The following is a 17452-nucleotide window of genomic DNA, read 5'->3' as shown; positions in this document are numbered from 1 at the left end:
CACCAACGGGGCCGGCGCCAGCCTGTAAGCGTCCGCCAAGGTCCTGTTCACGCTAATAACTGGCTTGCGCTGGCCCCCAGCAGGGCCGAGCGCAAGGATCGCGACGAAGCGAATACTCGACGTATTCGCGAGGCGCATGACGCGGCGATCGGCCCTGCTGGGGGCCAGCCCCACGAATGATTTTTTCCAAACAGGGGAACGTGCGCTATTAGCGTGAACAGGCCCTCGCACCACCCGAACGCCTTTCCCCGCGACATACGGCGACATACTTCCCGCGTGGCCTTTCCGTACCGCGCCCACTACAGTGCGTTCCATTCGACGCGACGGCAGCCCGTGCAGCCGATGACGCGTCCGACTCAACCGAAGGAAAGGCCCATCATGCTCACCACTACAGGAAAGCTCGCGTACTACGTCACGCTCTTCATCGTCTCCGTCTCGCTCGTCGAGGCGGCCGTGCTCACCTGGCGCCGCGCCCGCGGGCCCGAACCGTTCGACTGGAACGAGGTGTGGCTGTCGCTCGCCGATCTCGCGGGCCGCAAGCTGCTCGCGCTGGTGCCGCTGTCGCTCGCCACGCCCCTGTTCGACCTCGCGTGGGCACATCGGCTCTTCACGATCCCGCTCCACAGCGTCGCGCTCGCGCTGCTCGTGTTTGTCGGCCAGGAGTTCTGCTACTACTGGTATCACCGCGCGTCGCACCGCGTGCGGTTCTTCTGGTCGACCCATGCGGTGCATCATTCGCCGAACCAGTTGACGCTGTCGTCCGCATTTCGCCTCGGCTGGACCGGCAAGATCGCCGGCGCCGCGATGTTCTTCACGCCGCTCGTGTGGCTCGGCGTGCGTCCGGAGGCCGTGCTCGCGATCCTGTCGTTCAACCTGATGTACCAGTTCTGGCTGCACAACACGTGGATGCCGAAGCTCGGCTGGCTCGAATACGTGTTCAACACGCCGTCCGCACACCGCGTGCACCACGCGTCGAACCTCGACTATCTCGATGCGAACTACGGCGGCGTGCTGGTCGTGTTCGACCGGCTGTTCGGCACTTATGTCGCCGAGCGCGCCGACGAACCGTGCCGTTTCGGTCTCGTCACACCGACCCGCTCGCGCAATCCGTGCGTCGTCGAGCTCGAGCACTGGGCGAGCCTGGCCCGCGACATCGCCACGGCCCGCGACGTGTGGACCGCGATCCGCTTCGTGCTGCTGCCGCCGGGCTGGCGCCCGGACAACCAGGGCGAAACGACGGAGGAGCTGCGCCGCCGCAGCCTCGTCGTCGTGCGCACGGATGCGTGAACGGCGCTACGCTGTGGCGCATTGCCGGTCTCGCACGCAAGCCATGGCCGGCATGACCCATGCAACCCGCATCATCAAGCAACCCTCGATCCAGGAGAAAACATCGATGGAACACGATTTCAAAGGCAAGGCAGTCGCGATCACCGGCGGATTCGGCCATCTGGGCGTCGCGACGGCTGCGTGGCTCGGCGAGCGCGGCGCACGCGTCGCGCTGATCGGCCGCGGCGCGGCCCCGGCGGCGCAGGCGCTGCCCGGCGTACCGGCCGACGCGCTGCGCATCGGCGGCATCGATCTCGTCGATCCGCAGGCCGCCGCGCAGGCGCTCGATACCGTGCAGCGCGAATTCGGCCGGGTCGATGCGCTGCTGAACATCGCGGGCGCGTTCGTGTGGCAGACGATCGCCGACGGCGACGCCGCCACGTGGGACCGCATGTACGAACTGAACGTGAAGACCGCGCTGAACGCATCGAAGGCCGCGCTGCCGCACCTGCTGGCGAACCCGTCCGGGCGCATCGTCAACATCGGCGCGGGCGCGGCGTTCAAGGCCGGCGCGGGGATGGGCGCATACGCGGCCGCGAAGGCCGGCGTCGCGCGGCTCACCGAGGCGCTGGCGGCCGAACTGCTCGACCGCGGCGTGACGGTGAACGCGATCCTGCCGAGCATCATCGATACGCCGCCGAACCGCGCGGACATGCCGGACGCGGATTTCACGCGCTGGGTGCGGCCGGAACAGATCGCCGCGACGATCGGCTTCCTGCTGTCGGTCGACGCGCAGGCGATCACCGGCGCGTCGATTCCGGTGACGGGCCGCGTGGCGTAGCGCGACGCGCAGGGGCTCGCGCCGCGGCCGGTCGTGCGTACAATGTCGCACCGGAAACGCGCGAGCCCAGCCTGAGACCATGCATCAGCCCAATATCCTGATCGTCGAAGATGAAGTGGCGATCGCGGACACGATCATCTACGTCCTCGGCACCGACGGCATGCAGACCGTCCACTGCACGCTCGGGCAGGCGGCGCTCGACCACCTGCGCGACACGCGCTTCGATCTCGTGGTGCTCGACGTCGGCCTGCCGGATCTCAGCGGCTTCGAGGTGTGCCGGCGGCTGCGCACGTTCTCCGACGTGCCGGTGATTTTCCTCACTGCACGGCACGATGAAATCGACCGGATCGTCGGGCTCGAAATCGGCGCCGACGATTACGTGGTCAAGCCGTTTTCGCCGCGCGAGCTGGCGGCACGGGTGCGCGTGATCCTGCGGCGTTTCTACCGGACGGCCGCACCCGAAGCGACACCCGCACCCGCGCAGGCTGCGGCCATCGCACCGGGTTTCACACTCGACGCCGACGGCGCGCGCGTGTCGTGGCTCGGCCACGCACTCGACCTCACGCGCTACGAATTCGGGCTGCTGGCGCTGCTGATCCGCCATCCGGGGCGCATCTATTCGCGCGAACAGTTGATGGACCTCGTGTGGCACGAGGCCTTCGATTCGGCCGACCGCACGGTCGACACGCACATCAAGACGTTGCGCGCGAAGCTGCGCGCGATCGACCCCGAGCGCGACCCGATCCGCACGCATCGCGGGATGGGTTATTCGCTGCAACCGTAACGACCGGCACCGCCCATGCATATCGGCCTGCGCATCTTCTTCGGCTTTTTCCTGATCGTCGGCCTGGCCGCGCTGATCACGCTGCGTGTGTTCGTGCAGGAAGTGAAGCCGGGCGTGCGCGAGGCGATGGAGGACACGCTCGTCGATACCGCGCAGGTGCTCGCGACGCTGGCCGCCGACGACATGGCGAACGGCCACATCGCCGACGGCGCGTTCGCGCGGCAGCTCTCGACGCTGCACGAACGCCCGGTCAGCGCGAACGTGTGGGGCGTGCAGAAGAACGCGATCGGCTACCGCCTCTACATCACCGATGCGCACGGCATCGTGCGCTACGACTCGTCCGGAAAGGCGGTCGGGCAGGACTATTCGCGCTGGAACGACGTGTACCGGACGCTGCGCGGCGAGTACGGCGCGCGCAGCACGCGCAGCGATCCGAACGACGACAGCAGCACCGTGATGCACGTGGCGGCGCCGATCCGGCGCGGCAACGAGATCATCGGCGTGCTGACGATCGCGAAGCCGAACCAGACGGTCGCGCCGTTCATCGCGCGCAGCCAGCGCAAGATCATGCTGTACGGCGCGCTGCTGATGGGCGGCGCGATCCTGATCGGCGTGGCTTGCACGTGGTGGCTGGTGGTCGGGCTGCGGCGCCTGCAGCGCTATGCGCGCGCGATCGCGGCGGGCGAGCGGGCCGACATGCCGCTGCAGGGCGCGAGCGAACTGGCCGAGCTCGGGCGCGCGGTGGAAAGCATGCATCAGCGGCTGGAGGACCGGCAGTACGTCGAGACCTACATCCATACGCTCACGCACGAGATGAAGAGCCCGCTGGCGGCGATCAGCGGCGCGGCCGAACTGCTGCAGGAAGAGATGCCGGTCGCGAACCGCCGGCGCTTCACCGAGAACATCCGCCGCCAGGCCGGCCGCCTCGAGCAGATGATCCGCAAGCTGCTCGCGCTGGCCGAAGTCGAGCAGAAGCAGCGCCTGTCGGTGCGTGAACCGGTCGCGCTGCGGCCGGTGCTCGAACAGCTCGTCGACGATCTCGAGCCGCGTGCGCGGCAGCGCGGCGTGAACCTGGCGCTCGACGCGCACGACGCGGCCGCCCCGGCGGTTGTCGAGGGCGATCCGTTCCTGCTGCGCCAGGCGCTCGTCAACCTGCTCGACAACGCGCTGGATTTTGCGCCGCGGGGCAGCACGATCCGCATCGCGCTCGAACGGCGGCCGGCGGGCAGGGCGCAGGTCGCCGTCGTGCGCGTGGCCGACGACGGCCCCGGCGTGCCCGACTACGCACTGGCGCGCGTGTTCGAGCGCTTCTATTCGCTGCCGCGCCCCGACGGACAGGATCGCAGCACGGGCCTCGGGCTGTGTTTCGTCCGCGAAGTCGCGATGCTGCACCGTGGCCAGGTCGCGCTCGCGAACCGCGACGAAGGCGGCGCGTGCGCGACGCTCACGCTGCCGTCGCCGGGCTGAGCGCGCTTCACGTTCGCCACACATTCGCTTCACACCGGCTTCAATCGCCCTTCACCGGGGCCGCTCATGCTGACCGTACCCTTTTACTCCGGTGCCCGTCGGCCATGAATCGAGTCCTGTTGTTCAAATTCGCGATCACCGCGTTTCTCGCGCTGCTGATCCTGATTCCCCTGCAGATGGTGCAAAGCATCGTGCAGGAACGCGCCACGTATCGCAGGGATGCGCTGCAGAGCATCTGGTCGAGCTATGCGGGGCCGCAGACGGTGGCGGGCCCCGTGCTCGTCGTGCACTACACGGAAGTCACGCGCGTGCGCGACGATTCGCCGGCCGGCGGCGCGATGAAGACGAGCCTGCGAAGCGAGACGAAGCGCCTGCTCGTGTTTCCGAAGACGCTGAACGTCGACGGCACGCTGACGACCAGTGTCCGCTATCGCGGCATCCACAAGGCGCTGGTGTACGAGTTGGCGAGCCGGTTGAGCGGCACGCTGCCGTTGCCGGACCTGAAGAAGCTGCCGCAAGCCGACGGCCATGTGAGCTTCAAGGTCGACGACGCTTATGTTTCGATCGGCATCGGCGACATTCGCGGGCTGACCGCGCAACCCGACCTGCGCATCGGCGGCGCGCGCTTCGACGTCGAGCAGGGCACGCGGCTGGACGGCCTGCGCCAGGGTGTGCACGCGAACGTCGATCTGGCGGCACTGGCGGACGCAAGCGCGGGGGCGGCCGTGCCGTTCAGCATCGACTTGCCGCTGCGCGGCGCGGATTCCGTCGCGTTCGCGCCGGTGGGCGACCAGAACGATTTCTCGCTGACATCGACGTGGCCGCATCCGAGTTTCGACGGCGCGTTCCTGCCGAACAACCGCACGGTCGATGCGCGCGGCTTCACCGGCAACTGGCGCGTGACGTCGTTCAACACGAAGGCGCGCGAGCAGATCGCCTCGGGCGACGGGACAGGGGCGATCGAAATGGCGTCGGTGTCGGTGATCGAACCCGTGAACGTGTATCTGCAGGCCGAGCGCGCGACGAAGTACGGTGCGCTGTTCGTGATGCTCACGTTCGCGAGCTTCTTCATGTACGAACTCGTGAAGCGGCTGCGCATTCACCCGATCCAGTACGCGCTGGTCGGCCTGTCGCTCGCGCTGTTCTTCCTGCTGCTGCTGAGCCTGTCCGAACACATCAAGTTCGCTTATGCGTATCTCGCGGCGAGCGGCGCATGCATCGGGTTGCTCGCGTTCTACCTGTCGTTCGTGCTGCACAGCGTGAAGCGCGGCGCGGTGTTCGCGGTGCTGCTCGCGGTGCTGTATGCGGCGCTCTACGGGCTGCTGCTGTCGGAAGACAATGCGCTGATGCTCGGTTCGTTGCTGCTGTTCGCGATTCTTGCCGGCATCATGACGCTCACGCGCCGCGTCGACTGGTATTCGCTCGGTGCCGCGTGGCAGCCGCTGGGCGATAAGGCGGGTGTCGTGAAGCCGGGCGCGCAGGCGAAGTAAGCGCGCGGGTGGCGAGCAGGCGCGCCGGCCGGGAATGTCACGACCGGCGCGTCATGCGGCGCATACGGCGGGATATCGCGCCGCCGATTCACGCACGCTTTCCGCGGTCGCGGACGCACACGTTCCGAGGGGCGGCCCGATCAAGCGCCCGCTGTCGCTTCTCGTCAAATCCAGGAAAACAACCTGTGTACGGTTTTGTGATCCGCACGGTGGATGAGCACGTCGTCCACGGCAGAACCCTGGTGTTCGCGCAGGATCCGGGTTCGATCCCGGTCGTCGTCGAGGCCGGCAAGACGCCGAGCGCGCCGCCGCCGCACGTCGAACGGATGTCCGTCTCGCCATTCGGCCTGCTGAAAGCGGCGGTGGCCCGGATCGACCTATACTGATCGTCTTACTTCACCGGACCACGCCGTGCCGAACCAACCTTCCGGGGATCCGTCCGTCGACGATCCCCGTCCGACCCCGCCCATCCAACCCGAACTGGAAGACTGCTGCAACAGCGGCTGCTCGCCTTGCGTCTTCGATCTCTACGACGAAGCACTCGCGCGCTATCGCGTCGAGCTGGCCGAATGGGAAGCGCGTCAGGCGCAACGCAAGCATCACGCGTGAGCCGGATGCCGGTGAGCGGCCGCATTTGCACCTGCACCCGATGGTTCCCGCTTCAGACCCTGCGTGCGCTGCGATTCCCGTTCCGCTTACGTTGCTGCATGCAGCCGCCGATGCAGCGGCCCGAGCATGGCCGACAACGCGACGCACCCGAGCAGCACGGCCGTCAGCGCGAACATCGACGTCCTGAAGCCCTGCACATAATCGAGCGCGGCCGGATGCGCGCCGAGCCGGGCGAAGAACACGCCGCCGAGCGTGGCCGCGCCGACGGCCGCGCCGATCTGCAGCATCGCGGTGACCATGCCGGATGCGACGCCCGCGCGCGCCGTGTCGACTTCCGCGAGCACGATCCGCACGACCGACGGCAGCACGAGGCCCTGGCCGATCCCGATCGCCGCGATTCCCGCGTAGAAACCGGGACTTGGAGCGGCTGCACCCGCAAGCGTGGCGGCCGTCGCGACGCCGGCCGCGAGCATCGCGAAACCGAGCGTGAGCACGCGATAGCCGCCGAACCGGCCGACGAGGCGCGGCATCAGCAGCGGGCTCGACAGGAAGCCGATCCCGAGCGGCAGGATCGCGAGCCCCGACGCGAGCGGCGACCAGTTCAGGCAGCCCTGCAGGTAGATCCCGTAGCTCAGGAAGAACGCGCTCAGCGTATAGAACAGGAACGCCAGCACGAGCCCGAGCGCGACGACCGGGTTGCGCAACAGGCGCACGTCGAGCAGCGGATCGTGTCCGCCCGCGAGACGGCGCGCCTCGACCGCCAGCAGCGCGCCGAGCATGGGTGGCGTGCCGGCGAGGCATGCGACCATCCACAGCGGCCAGCCGGCCTCGCGCCCGTGCGTGAGCGGGTAGACGAGCATCAGCAGGAGCAGCGACAGCAGCGCCATGCCCGGCACGTCGATGCGCTGGCCTTTCGGCGGCCGGCTTTCCGGGATGAAGCGCCAGCTGCCGATCAGCGCCAGGATGCCGATCGGCAGGTTGACGAGGAAGATCGCGCGCCAGCCGAGCCCGAACGGATGCAGGCTGATCAACGCGCCGCCGCCGAGCTGGCCGATCACGGCCGCGAGGCCGAACACGAAACCATAGAAACCCATCACGCGCACCTGCTCCTGCGGGCTGAATACGCTGCGGATCGTCGCGAGCACCTGCGGCGCGAGGATCGCGGCGAACAGGCCCTGCAGCACGCGGCCGCCAACCAGCACCACGCCGCTGCCGGCGAGCCCGCACAACGTCGATGCGACGACGAAGCCGGCCATCCCGATCATGAACATCCGCTTGCGGCCGTACAGGTCGCCGAGCCGGCCGCCGGTGATCTGCACGACGGCGTTCGCGCACGCGTACGCCGACACGACCAGCTGCAGCTCGGCCGGGCGCGCGCCGATGCCGTCGCGGATGGCCGGCAGCGCGAGATTCACAATGAAGTAGTCGAGCGGCGGCAAAATCGCGCCAACCAGCAGGACCACCAGCGCCCAGCCGTGGTGGCTGCGCGGCGTCGCCGCGGCGGCCGTGCCGGCCGGCACGCGGGGAGCAAGGGTGTCGTTCGTCATGGAAGCAGATCCGAAAGAATGAGTGCCACATTCACGCCGGGCGCGACGCCGGGAGTGCCGGTTCGGCCGTGGACGGGCGATTGACCCCCATTCTGGTTCGTGTCGACAAATCGGAAAAGCGGGAATTGGTGGTAGCATCCATCGGGTAATTCGATGGATGGGGAGTGACGATGCGCGGTTTCGATCTGGATCAGTTGCGTACTTTCGCGGCGGTCGCGGACGCCGGCAGCCTGACGGCCGCCGCGCCGCTGCTGCACCTGTCGCAGTCGACGGTCAGCGAGCAGGTGCGCAAGCTCGAATCGCGTGCCGGCGTGCCGCTGTTCGTGCGCAGCAAGCGCGGGGTCGAGCCGACCCCGGCCGGCTCGCGGTTGCTGCAGCATGCGCGGCGCATCGTTGCGCTGAACGAGGCCGCATTCGACGAAGTGCGCGGGCAGGCGATCAAGGGCGAGCTGCGCGTCGCGATCACCGATTACTACCGGACCAACGAAGTCGCGGGCCTGCTCGCGCGGCTGCGGGAGTGCTACCCGCAGCTGAGCCTGCACGTCAGCGCGATGAAGAGCGCGGATATCGAGGCGGCGCATGCGCGCGGGCAGGTCGATCTCGGCGTGGTGATGAACCTGTCGAGCGGGCCGTTCCGGCCGGCGTCGGCCGATACGCGCTGGGTGCTGCGGCGCGAGCCGCTGTCGTGGGTCGCGTCGCCGGCGCTCGCCGAGCAGTTGCCCGAACCGCTGCCGCTCGTGCTGTTGCCGGACGACTGCATGATGCATCAGGTCGCGGTGCGCTCGCTCGACGAGCAGCACATGCCGTACCGGCTCGTGCACAGCGCGTCGGGGGTGGCCGGGCTGCAGTCGATGCTGGCGGCGGGGCTCGGGGTGGGCTGCCTGTGCGCGTCGGCGATCGGCGAGGGCATGATGCGGCTCGGCGCGAAATATCGTCTGCCGCCGCTGCCCGACGCGGTGTTTTCGCTGACGCCGCCGATGCCGGGCGAACGCGAAACCGTCACGCAGGCGCGCGAGGTGCTGTCGCGGCAATTGCTGATGTAAAACCGGGCCGCACGACAGGCGGCAGCGCGTAACTGAGAGGCGCGCCAGGAGACAAAAATGAACGACGAACTGCAACGCCAGATGGCCGCGAAGCTGCAGGATGCGCTGGAGCGCGTGGTCGACGAACGCTCGCTGATCCACTTCCTGCGCGTGCTGGGCCACGACTGGAACAAGGAGCGGCAGCTCGAGGCCGACCTGCCGCCGTCGCCGTATGTGCGTGCCGCGCTCGGCTGGGAAAACCGCTCGATCGGCGAGTACCTGGAAGCGATGGTCGACTGGGCCGAAGCGTCGGAGGAAGGGCTGCGTTTTTACGCCATGCCGGACAATCCGTGGCGGCGCATGGCGGACATCCTGTTCGCCGGGAAAATCTACGAATAGCGCCGCTCGGGCGATGCGTTCACGTCGTTCGTGTCCGTCGCCCCGAACCGGCTATTCGACGATTTCGCCATTCACGTACGCACGCAGCCCGTCGGCCAGCGCGTCGAACACCGCGCGGCAGCGCGGGCTCGATCGCTGGTCCTCGTGCATCACGACCCAGGTTTCCAACTGCATCGCGAGCCTGTCCGCCAGCACGCGCACGAGCCGCGCGTCGCGTTTCGCGAGCCCGCTCTGGCAGAAGCCGATCCCGTAGCCGGCGCGGATCATCGCGAGCTGCGCGAGGTTGCTGTCGGTGCGTAGCGAGAACGCATCCCGCTTCCACTGCGGCATGCTGCGGCTCGCCGAACGGATGAACGGCGTGATCGTGTCGAAGCCGATCAGTGCGTGATGTGCGAGTTCGTCGACCGTCTCGGGTGTCCCGTTGCGCGCCAGGTAGTCGTCGCGCGCATACATCCCGACTTCGATTGCGCCGACGCGCTGCGCGACGAGCGCCTCCTGCGCGGGCGGCGCCATCCGCACGGCGATGTCGGCCTCGCGCTTGAGCACGTCCTGGATGCGGTCGGTCGGCGCCAGTTCGATGACGAGCCCCGGATGGTCGCGTCGCAATTGCGCGAGAATCGGCGGCAGCACTTCGACGGCGATGACGTCGCTGGCCGAGATCCGCACGATGCCGCGCACGCCGGCGCCGTGGCTCGCGGCCGCGCGTTCGAACGCGGCCGCCGCGCTGCGCAGCGCCTCCGCGTGACCGCGCAGCGCGAGCGCCGCTTCGGTCGGCAGCAGGCCGGACGGTGAGCGTGTGAACAGCGTTTGGCCGAACGCGGACTCGAGCGCCGCGACATGGCGGCCGGCCGTCGGCTGCGTGATGCCGAGCGCGCGCGCCGCGCCGGACAGCGAGCCTTCCGTCAGCACGGCGAGGAAGGTGCGGTAGCGCTCCCAGTTCAGATCGGTGGTCATACATAAATGTATAGCTGATCTATCAGGTTAAGCAATTCCTTGATAGCAGAAGGCGCGCCAGAATGTGGGTCATCACGGTTCATTCAAGGAGAGCGCAATGACGACCCACGCAGGCGGGACGCAACGACAGGCACTCGTGCTCGGCGCGAGCGGCGGGATTGGCGGGGAAGTCGCGCGGCAGTTGCGCGATGCGGGCTGGCAGGTGCGTGCGCTGAAGCGCGGGCTCGACGCCGAGGTTGTGGAGCGCGATGGCATCGCATGGATGCGCGGCGACGCGATGGACCGCGACGCGGTTGTCCGGGCGGCACGCGGCTGCAGCGTGATCGTGCATGCGGTGAATCCGCCGGGCTACCGGGACTGGGCCGGGCAGGTGCTGCCGATGATCGACAACACGATCGCGGCGGCGAAGGCGGAGCGGGCGACCGTCGTGCTGCCCGGCACGGTCTACAACTACGGCGCCGATGCGTTTCCGGTGCTGTACGAAGATGCGCCGCAGCATCCGTCGACGCGCAAGGGCGCGATCCGCGTCGAACTGGAGCGCCGGCTGCAGGATGCGGCCGGGCAAGGCGTTCGCACGATCATCGTGCGCGCCGGCGATTTCTTCGGGCCGAAGCTCACCGGCAACAGCTGGTTTGCGGCGGGGTTCGTCAAGGCCGGGCAGCCGGTTGCGGCCATCAGCGTGCCGGGGCGGGACGGCATCGGGCATCAATGGTCGTACGTGCCGGATGCCGCGCGCGCGATGGTCGAGCTGATCGAGCGGCGCGACACGCTGGAACCGTTCGCGCGCTTTCACCTCGGCGGACATTGGGATGCGGACGGCACGCAGATGGCGGAGGCCGTACGGCGCGTCGCGCAGCGGCACGGGCTGCGCCCGACGGTGCGCAAGTTCCCGTGGTGGTTCGTGTGGGCCGCGGCGCCGTTCGTCACGACGCTGCGCGAATTGCTCGAAATGCGCTACCTGTGGCGCGAGCCGATCCGGCTCGACAACACGCGGGTGACCGCGGTGCTCGGCCGTGAGCCGGTGACGCCGCTCGACACGGCGGTGGAGGCGACGCTGGCGGGGCTCGGGTGTCTCGAGTGAGCAACGGCGGTCGCGAACGCAATCGCGTTCTGCTATGATCCGCGCTCCCTTCCTCGACGCTGCTGCAGGAAGGTACCCACGACCGCCGCAAGGCCGGAGGTCGCGTCGTACCTTTTTCATTTTCAGCAGCGATGTCTACTTTCCCTCGCTTGAAAAAGGCCTTGCAACGGCAAGGCATCCATGTCGACTATCACGCCGGCATCTATCACCTGCGCAATGAACTGACGCAGGCGTCCGTCCTGTTGCCCGATTCGCTCCCGCTCGAGGAGAAGGCCGTTCGGCAGTTGCTCGCGTTCGCGGCCGTCCGTTCGCCGGATGGCCATCAGGGTGTGTGCAAGGCGTGCGCGACGCCCGATTTTCATCCGGGCGGCGTCGCGCCCGTCGGCTCGATCGTCGCGACCGACGACGCATTCGTGATTCCCGCCGCGATCGGCACCGATATCAATTGCGGGATGCGTCTCGTCACCACGGGCCTCAAGCGGTCGGCGCTCGCGCCGTACGAGACGGCGCTCGTCGAGCGGCTGACGCGCGCGATTCTCGCGGATCGGCGCGACGTGCCCGTCGCCAGCGACGCATTTCGCGCGCTGTTCGATGCGGGCCCGGCGGCATTCGTCGATCGCGTCGCGCCGCAGGGGCTCTGGCAGCACGTCGACCGCGACCGGCTGATCGACGAACTGTCGTCGTGCATCGGTCTCGACCGGTTCGACGGCAGCGCGAAATATGCGCCGGACGCCCATGTCGGGTCGCGCGAGGTATTCCGCGATCCTTGCCTCGGCACCCCCGGGTCGGGCAATCATTTCGTCGAACTGCAGGTGGTCGACGCGGTGTTCGATCGGCATGCGGCCTACCGTGCGGGACTCGCGAAGGACGATGTCGTCGTGATGATCCACAGCGGTTCGCGCGATGTCGGTTTCTACGTCGGGCGGCGCTGGATGGACCGGGCGCGCGCGGCGTGGCCGGCAGGCGTCAGGCATCCGGAAAGCGGCCTGTACGGCCTGTCCGGCGAGCTGGCGCGCGAATACCTCGTCGCAATGGGCACGGCTGCGCGCTATGCGTGGCTCAACCGTGTCGTGCTTGCCGAGATGGTGCGCAAGGAACTCGCGGAACTCACAGGCGAGACCCGCTCGGCCCTCGTGGTCGACGTGCCGCACAACGTCGTGCTGCGCGAACACGGGATGAACATCCATCGCAAGGGGGCGACCCCCGCTCGCGACGGCGACTTCGCGCTGATTCCCGGATCGATGGGCGATGCGTCGTTTCTCGCGACCGGGCTCGGCCATCCCGACTGGTTGTGGTCATGCAGCCACGGGGCCGGTCGCAGCGTGCGCCGCCAGGCGGTGCGGCGGATGCGCACGGAGCAGGCGCCGGGCACGTGGCGCTGCGTCACGCTGCGCGACGAGCGCCGCATCGAGGAAGCGCCGGAAGCCTACAAACCGATCGGGCCCGTGATCGATGCGCAGGAGCAGGCCGGCCTCATTCGCAGCGCGGTCCGGCTGAAGCCGTGGATCACGTTCAAGGCGTGACGGGCGGCGGCGTGCTCCGTGGCCGCCGTCGTCGCTTGCGCCAGGGCCGGTGATACACCGTTCGCCTACCCGTGCCTCGGGCTGAACCCGGGCACGGGAAGGCGTCATGGCGAACCGACGCACACGCGGCACAACAATTCTCCACATACCCGGGGGCGTCCGATGAGCATCATGGCGGTCGACGTCGAAATAGCGAAAACGGGGGCGCAATGTTGCATTTCGGATGGAAAGTGTCGGTTGCGGGCGCCATGATGTTCGCATTGAGCGGGTGTACCAACCTGGTTGGCGTCCTGTATTGCGGCAACTCGCAGTTCAACTTTCCGGACTATCACTGCTTTCAGCCCTACTAGCGGCGGCATGGGCGGCGACAGAACGCTGTCGCGCCCGTGTTCCGCGCCTCGTGGTTCGTCACGCCACGACCGGCAACACCTCCACTGCATAGCGGTGCCGAAGGCTGCGCCCGAGCACCGGATCGTGCAGTTCCATCTCGAACGCATCACCGTCGCCCATCGCCGCGATCGCGCCATGCACCGCCACCGTGCCGCCATACATCGCGCCGCGCGCGGGCACCGTGCGGCGGCCGTCGAAGCGCTGCCACAGCACCTCGGGCGCCAGCAGGCCACTCACCGTGCCGTGCTGGTAAGCCGACCGCTCGCCATCGCGCGAGATCAACCACGAACGCATCTCGATCGCATCCCAATGATTCGCGACGTCCGCGTAAAGCCACGCGTCGTGGCCGAGCGGCTTCGCGCACACCTGCTTCGACACGGCAACACCGTAAGCCTCGACTTCGCGATCCGTATGATCGGAGCCGACGGTCACGAGCGTGCCGGCCGAGCTGTCGAGCAGCACGCATTCGATCTCGCCGCCCGAGCGCGCACCCAGTACGCCGATCGACGGCGCCTGCGTGAGCAGTGCGGCCGACACGCGATAGAAGCAGGGCGTGGTCGACGGCGGTGCAACGCCGAGCGCCGCGAGTTCGTCGATATGTGCCTGGATCGCGGCCGGATCGCGTCCGGCCCAGCCGGCGATCACGACGCGCTCGATCTCGACGTCGACGGTGGCCGGCGCGCGTTGCCGGGAAATCACGTTGAACGACAGGGTTGGCATGCGGGTATCCGTTTGAAGTGCGAAGGAATGAAGCGGCTGGCGGCGACGCTCAATCCGCGAGCGGCTCGTGTGCGGTTTCGCGTGCGGCGAGGAGCGCGGCCGACGTGACGACGAGCGCGGCGGCCACGTACAGCGATACGGCCGTCGTCGTGCCCGTCTGCCGGAACAGCGTGGCGATCACGAGCGGCGCGAAGCCGCCGCCGACGATGCCGGCGAGCGTGTACGCGAGCGACGCGCCCGCATAGCGCACGCGGGTCGGGAACTGTTCGGTCACGAACGCGCCCTGCGGGCCGTACATCACCGCGTGGATCACGAGGCCGATCGCGACGGCCGCGACGATCGCGACGGGGCGCGCCGAATCGAGCAGTGCGAAGAACACGAACGCCCACACGATGCCGGCGAGCGCGCCGGCGAGATACACGGGCCGGCGGCCGAAGCGGTCCGACAGCGCGCCGAAGAACGGCACCGCGAGCGCGTTGCAGGCCGTGCCGATCATCACGGCCGTCAGTGCGACGGGGCGCGACAGGTGCAGCACGGTCGTCACGTAGGTGAGCGTGAACACGACGATCAGCGCATACAGCACGTCCGAGCCGATCCGCGACCCGCCCGCGATCAGCAGGCGCTTCCAGTGGAACTTCAGCACGTCGGCGACGGGCACCTCGGCGGTCGCGTGCGATTCGGCGAGTTGCTCGAACTGCGGCGTTTCATCGACGCCGCGCCGCAGCCAGAACCCGAACACGACGAGCAGCGCGCTGGCCGCGAACGGCACGCGCCAGCCCCACGACAGGAAATCGCCCGATGTGGTCGACAGCGTCACGAGCGCGATGCAGCCGGTGCCGAGCAGCGTGCCGAACGACGGGCCGATCTGCGTCCACGACGCGGACAGCCCGCGCCGCTTCTGGTCGCCGTGCTCGACCGACAGCAGCACCGCGCCCGCCCATTCGCCGCCGAGCGCGACGCCCTGCACGAAGCGCAGCGCGACGAGCAGGATCGGGCTCAGGATGCCGGCTTGCGCATAGGTCGGCAGCGCGCCCATCAGCGCGGTCGTCACGCCCATCAGCACGAGCGTGAGCATCAGCACCGCGCGGCGGCCGATGCGGTCGCCGAGATTGCCGAACACGAAACCGCCGAGCGGGCGCGATACGTAGCCGACCGCATAGGTCGAGAACGCGAGGATCGTGCCGGCCAGCGGATCGACCGACGGGAAGAACAGGTGATTGAAGACGAGTGCCGCGAGCGTGTTGTAGATCGTGAAGTCGTACCACTCGAGCGACGTGCCGATCATGCTCGCGGTCGCGAGTCGGCTGTTGCGGACGCGGCGGGGCGCGTGGGCGGCGGGCTGGGCGAGAGTGCTCATGGTGTCGGGCATGTCGTGACGGGAACGGGGTGAAGCGCCGGGACGATGCGCTGGCGTGCATCGCGCCTGCGGTGCGGCCGGCGCGGGCGATCAGGCGGGCTGGGCGGCAGCGGCAGCGGACTCGGTTTCGGCGTTGCCGCGTGCCGCATGCCGCGGTGCGGCGGCGCGCCACAGCAGGTCGAAGGTACGCACGTCGTCGTGCCCGGCGAGCGAGGCGGCCGCGCGGCGCGTCGCGGCCGCGTCGCTGCCTTCGATCAGCACGAGCGCATCGGCGGCCGGGCGCGCGGCCGCATCGGCGCCGATCGGCGCGGACAGCTCGGGCGCGGTGCAAAAGAGCCGTGCGGCATGGATGCCCGGTTCGCGCAGCATGTCGTCGAAGCGCTCGCGCAGCGTCGGCACATCGATGCGATCCGGCGGCAACACGAACAGCGCAAGATGCGCGCCTTCGCCGTCGCCGGCCTCGATCGTCAGTTCTCCGACGCGTCGTTGCGTGCCCGTCATGCGCTCGAAGTTCGCGAGCGACCATGCGGTCTGCTGCGTGAACGCGCGCCGGTATGCGTCGCCATGGAACACGTCGAGCGCGTCCGTCACGTACAGCGCGAGATATTGGCGCGGGCCGCGATCGGTCGCGCGAAAGCGCCGCGCATGCGTGAAACCGGGGATCGCGACACGTTCCTGCATGTGCTCGCGGTCGTACCACGCGTTGAAATCGGCTTCGTACGCGGGGTCGATATCCGTCCAGACGCAAAGCTGGCCGTGCGGAAGGGAAAGGCGGGTCATCGCGGGGTTCCTCGTGACGGGGGATGTCAGGAACCTCAGTTTCCCGAAGACGGGCCGCGCCCGTCCAACAAGAAAACAAATTCGCGGTGAACAGGTTTTCTTATGAGCGGCGCGGGCGGCGTTTCGCGGGGGGCGTGGCGGGCGGTGCGGATGGCGTCGCGCGCCTGGTTTTCGTTTTTGCTTGCGTATTGGCCTTCGTCTTCGTCTGCGTCTTTGTCGCGGGACGGGCGGGTGTTTTGCCGGCGCTATCGGGCGTAGCCGCTGCCACCGGTTTTGCGTGGCTCGCGGCGGCGGCCATCGCGCGCGCGACTTCGCTGGCCAGTTCCGCGATGCGTGCGGCGACCGGCAGGCCCTGGCTGCGATACGTCGCGACGAGCGGCAGCGCGGGGAATTCGGGTTCGACGTCGAGCAGTTCGAGCGCGCCTTCCTGCAGCTCGCGGCCGATGATCGCGGGCGGCAGCGCGGCCACGCCGAAGCCGTCGGCGACGAGGCGGATCATCGCGGCGACCGACGTGATGCAGTTGATGCTGGCCGGCCGTTCGACGGCCGCGAACAGTCGCTCGATCGTCGCGTGCGGCCCCGAGTGGCGCGAGAAGCTGATGATCGGGAATTCGGCCAGACGTGCGACGTCGAGCGGCTGGCCGCCGAGCCCGAGGCGCGGGCTGGCCGCCCAGCGCACCGGGAATTCGCACAGCGGCAGGTTCGTGAAATCGGGGCCGGGCACTGGGTCGGTCTGCAGGATCAGGTCGACGCCGTCGGTGCTGAGCAGGCGGATCAGGTGCAGCGTCGTGTCGCTCGTGATCTCGACGTCGAGGCGCGGATAGCGCTCGCGCAGTTGCGCCATCAGCGCCGGGAACCAGCTGTGCACGATCGATTCGATCACGCCGATCCGGATCAGGCCCGCGTCGCTCGCCGCATCGATATCGCGGCGCATTTCGCTGTCGAGTCGCACGATCCGCTCCGCGTACGCGAGCATGCGGCGCCCGGCGGGCGTGAGCGTGGCCGAGCGCGTGTTGCGATCGAACAGGCGGACGTCGAACGCTTCCTCCAGCGACGCGATGCGGCTCGATACGGCGGCCTGCGTCGTGTGCAGTTTTTCGGCCGTGAGCCGGAAGTTTTCCAGCTTCGCGAGCCAGACGAAGGTTTCAAGAAACCGGATGTTCATCGACGTTCGAACAGTGAGGCGGTGCCGGACGGGGCGGCGGGATCGGTCGATGGTAGC

At 68.5% G+C, this 17452-nt stretch carries 17 protein-coding genes; 11 read left to right on the top strand and 6 right to left on the bottom strand.

Features of this window, described 5'->3' with window-relative positions:
- Nucleotides 1–378: 378 nt before the first annotated feature.
- The 7 genes from LGN17_RS07800 (at nt 379) to LGN17_RS07770 (ending at nt 6457) form a co-directional block, all read left to right on the top strand.
- Nucleotides 379–1287, top strand: coding sequence for a sterol desaturase family protein (locus tag LGN17_RS07800; RefSeq protein WP_226195782.1), 909 nt, complete (start codon nt 379–381; stop codon nt 1285–1287).
- A 106-nt stretch (nt 1288–1393) separates the two neighbouring features.
- Entirely contained in the window at nt 1394–2107 is a 714-nt protein-coding gene (locus LGN17_RS07795) for an SDR family NAD(P)-dependent oxidoreductase (RefSeq protein ID WP_226195781.1), read from the top strand.
- A 79-nt stretch (nt 2108–2186) separates the two neighbouring features.
- Nucleotides 2187–2891 (top strand): two-component system response regulator CreB, encoded by a 705-nt coding sequence (gene creB / locus LGN17_RS07790; protein WP_226195780.1) that lies wholly within the window; start codon nt 2187–2189, stop codon nt 2889–2891.
- Nucleotides 2892–2906: 15 nt separating this feature from the next.
- The gene (gene creC / locus LGN17_RS07785) at nt 2907–4358 is read left to right on the top strand and encodes a two-component system sensor histidine kinase CreC (protein WP_226195779.1); all 1452 of its coding nucleotides are present in this window, start codon (nt 2907–2909) and stop codon (nt 4356–4358) included.
- 104 nt (nt 4359–4462) lie between these two features.
- Nucleotides 4463–5848, top strand: coding sequence for a cell envelope integrity protein CreD (creD, locus tag LGN17_RS07780; protein ID WP_226195778.1), 1386 nt, complete (start codon nt 4463–4465; stop codon nt 5846–5848).
- 185 nt (nt 5849–6033) lie between these two features.
- Nucleotides 6034–6234, top strand: coding sequence for a hypothetical protein (locus tag LGN17_RS07775; RefSeq protein ID WP_226195777.1), 201 nt, complete (start codon nt 6034–6036; stop codon nt 6232–6234).
- 25 nt (nt 6235–6259) lie between these two features.
- A complete protein-coding gene (locus LGN17_RS07770) occupies nt 6260–6457 on the top strand; it encodes an oxidoreductase-like domain-containing protein (protein WP_011354524.1) in 198 nt (65 codons plus the stop codon).
- An 86-nt stretch (nt 6458–6543) separates the two neighbouring features.
- Here LGN17_RS07770 and LGN17_RS07765 read toward each other — a convergent pair whose 3' ends face one another.
- Nucleotides 6544–8004 (bottom strand): MFS transporter, encoded by a 1461-nt coding sequence (locus tag LGN17_RS07765; protein WP_226195776.1) that lies wholly within the window; start codon nt 8002–8004, stop codon nt 6544–6546.
- A gap of 170 nt (nt 8005–8174) precedes the next feature.
- Here LGN17_RS07765 and LGN17_RS07760 point away from each other — a divergent pair, with 170 nt between their 5' ends.
- Together LGN17_RS07760 and LGN17_RS07755 are read left to right on the top strand one after the other, a co-directional pair.
- Nucleotides 8175–9047, top strand: a complete 873-nt coding sequence (locus tag LGN17_RS07760) for a LysR family transcriptional regulator (protein WP_175958202.1) — start codon at nt 8175–8177, stop codon at nt 9045–9047.
- A 57-nt stretch (nt 9048–9104) separates the two neighbouring features.
- On the top strand, nt 9105–9425 hold the full coding sequence (locus tag LGN17_RS07755; protein WP_226195775.1) for a hypothetical protein: 321 nt from the start codon (nt 9105–9107) through the stop codon (nt 9423–9425).
- 51 nt (nt 9426–9476) lie between these two features.
- Here the strand turns inward: LGN17_RS07755 and LGN17_RS07750 are convergent, their stop codons facing one another.
- Nucleotides 9477–10379 (bottom strand): LysR family transcriptional regulator, encoded by a 903-nt coding sequence (locus tag LGN17_RS07750; RefSeq protein ID WP_226195774.1) that lies wholly within the window; start codon nt 10377–10379, stop codon nt 9477–9479.
- A gap of 97 nt (nt 10380–10476) precedes the next feature.
- Here LGN17_RS07750 and LGN17_RS07745 point away from each other — a divergent pair, with 97 nt between their 5' ends.
- On the top strand, nt 10477–11460 hold the full coding sequence (locus tag LGN17_RS07745; RefSeq protein ID WP_226195773.1) for an NAD-dependent epimerase/dehydratase family protein: 984 nt from the start codon (nt 10477–10479) through the stop codon (nt 11458–11460).
- A gap of 131 nt (nt 11461–11591) precedes the next feature.
- Nucleotides 11592–12983 (top strand): RtcB family protein, encoded by a 1392-nt coding sequence (locus tag LGN17_RS07740; RefSeq protein ID WP_413227011.1) that lies wholly within the window; start codon nt 11592–11594, stop codon nt 12981–12983.
- Between the two features lie 408 nt (nt 12984–13391).
- Here the strand turns inward: LGN17_RS07740 and LGN17_RS07735 are convergent, their stop codons facing one another.
- The 4 genes from LGN17_RS07735 to LGN17_RS07720 all read right to left on the bottom strand — a co-directional run bounded on the left by LGN17_RS07735 (nt 13392) and on the right by LGN17_RS07720 (nt 17395).
- Nucleotides 13392–14093 (bottom strand): DUF2848 domain-containing protein, encoded by a 702-nt coding sequence (locus LGN17_RS07735; protein ID WP_226195771.1) that lies wholly within the window; start codon nt 14091–14093, stop codon nt 13392–13394.
- 49 nt (nt 14094–14142) lie between these two features.
- Nucleotides 14143–15462, bottom strand: a complete 1320-nt coding sequence (locus LGN17_RS07730; RefSeq protein ID WP_226195770.1) for an MFS transporter — start codon at nt 15460–15462, stop codon at nt 14143–14145.
- Between the two features lie 78 nt (nt 15463–15540).
- Nucleotides 15541–16230 carry a DUF4286 family protein gene (locus LGN17_RS07725; RefSeq protein ID WP_226195769.1) on the bottom strand — a complete coding sequence of 230 codons (690 nt, stop codon included), beginning with the start codon at nt 16228–16230 and terminating at the stop codon, nt 15541–15543.
- Between the two features lie 100 nt (nt 16231–16330).
- The gene (locus LGN17_RS07720) at nt 16331–17395 is read right to left on the bottom strand and encodes a LysR family transcriptional regulator (RefSeq protein WP_226195768.1); all 1065 of its coding nucleotides are present in this window, start codon (nt 17393–17395) and stop codon (nt 16331–16333) included.
- Between the last annotated feature and the right edge of the window lie 57 nt (nt 17396–17452).

The organism is Burkholderia sp. AU30280 (assembly GCF_020420125.1).
Classification (GTDB): Bacteria; Pseudomonadota; Gammaproteobacteria; order Burkholderiales; family Burkholderiaceae; genus Burkholderia.
This window is presented reverse-complemented; position numbering and strand designations above follow the sequence as displayed.

Coding starts and splice junctions, on each gene's coding strand:
- LGN17_RS07720 (WP_226195768.1), bottom strand. CDS start 17,395: ATGAACATCCGGTTTCTTGAAACCTTCGTCTGGCTCGCGAAGCTGGAA.
- LGN17_RS07730 (WP_226195770.1), bottom strand. CDS start 15,462: ATGCCCGACACCATGAGCACTCTCGCCCAGCCCGCCGCCCACGCGCCC.
- LGN17_RS07740 (WP_413227011.1), top strand. CDS start 11,592: ATGTCTACTTTCCCTCGCTTGAAAAAGGCCTTGCAACGGCAAGGCATC.
- creD (WP_226195778.1), top strand. CDS start 4,463: ATGAATCGAGTCCTGTTGTTCAAATTCGCGATCACCGCGTTTCTCGCG.
- LGN17_RS07795 (WP_226195781.1), top strand. CDS start 1,394: ATGGAACACGATTTCAAAGGCAAGGCAGTCGCGATCACCGGCGGATTC.
- LGN17_RS07760 (WP_175958202.1), top strand. CDS start 8,175: ATGCGCGGTTTCGATCTGGATCAGTTGCGTACTTTCGCGGCGGTCGCG.
- LGN17_RS07755 (WP_226195775.1), top strand. CDS start 9,105: ATGAACGACGAACTGCAACGCCAGATGGCCGCGAAGCTGCAGGATGCG.
- creC (WP_226195779.1), top strand. CDS start 2,907: ATGCATATCGGCCTGCGCATCTTCTTCGGCTTTTTCCTGATCGTCGGC.
- LGN17_RS07745 (WP_226195773.1), top strand. CDS start 10,477: ATGACGACCCACGCAGGCGGGACGCAACGACAGGCACTCGTGCTCGGC.
- LGN17_RS07765 (WP_226195776.1), bottom strand. CDS start 8,004: ATGACGAACGACACCCTTGCTCCCCGCGTGCCGGCCGGCACGGCCGCC.
- LGN17_RS07735 (WP_226195771.1), bottom strand. CDS start 14,093: ATGCCAACCCTGTCGTTCAACGTGATTTCCCGGCAACGCGCGCCGGCC.
- LGN17_RS07725 (WP_226195769.1), bottom strand. CDS start 16,230: ATGACCCGCCTTTCCCTTCCGCACGGCCAGCTTTGCGTCTGGACGGAT.
- LGN17_RS07750 (WP_226195774.1), bottom strand. CDS start 10,379: ATGACCACCGATCTGAACTGGGAGCGCTACCGCACCTTCCTCGCCGTG.
- creB (WP_226195780.1), top strand. CDS start 2,187: ATGCATCAGCCCAATATCCTGATCGTCGAAGATGAAGTGGCGATCGCG.
- LGN17_RS07800 (WP_226195782.1), top strand. CDS start 379: ATGCTCACCACTACAGGAAAGCTCGCGTACTACGTCACGCTCTTCATC.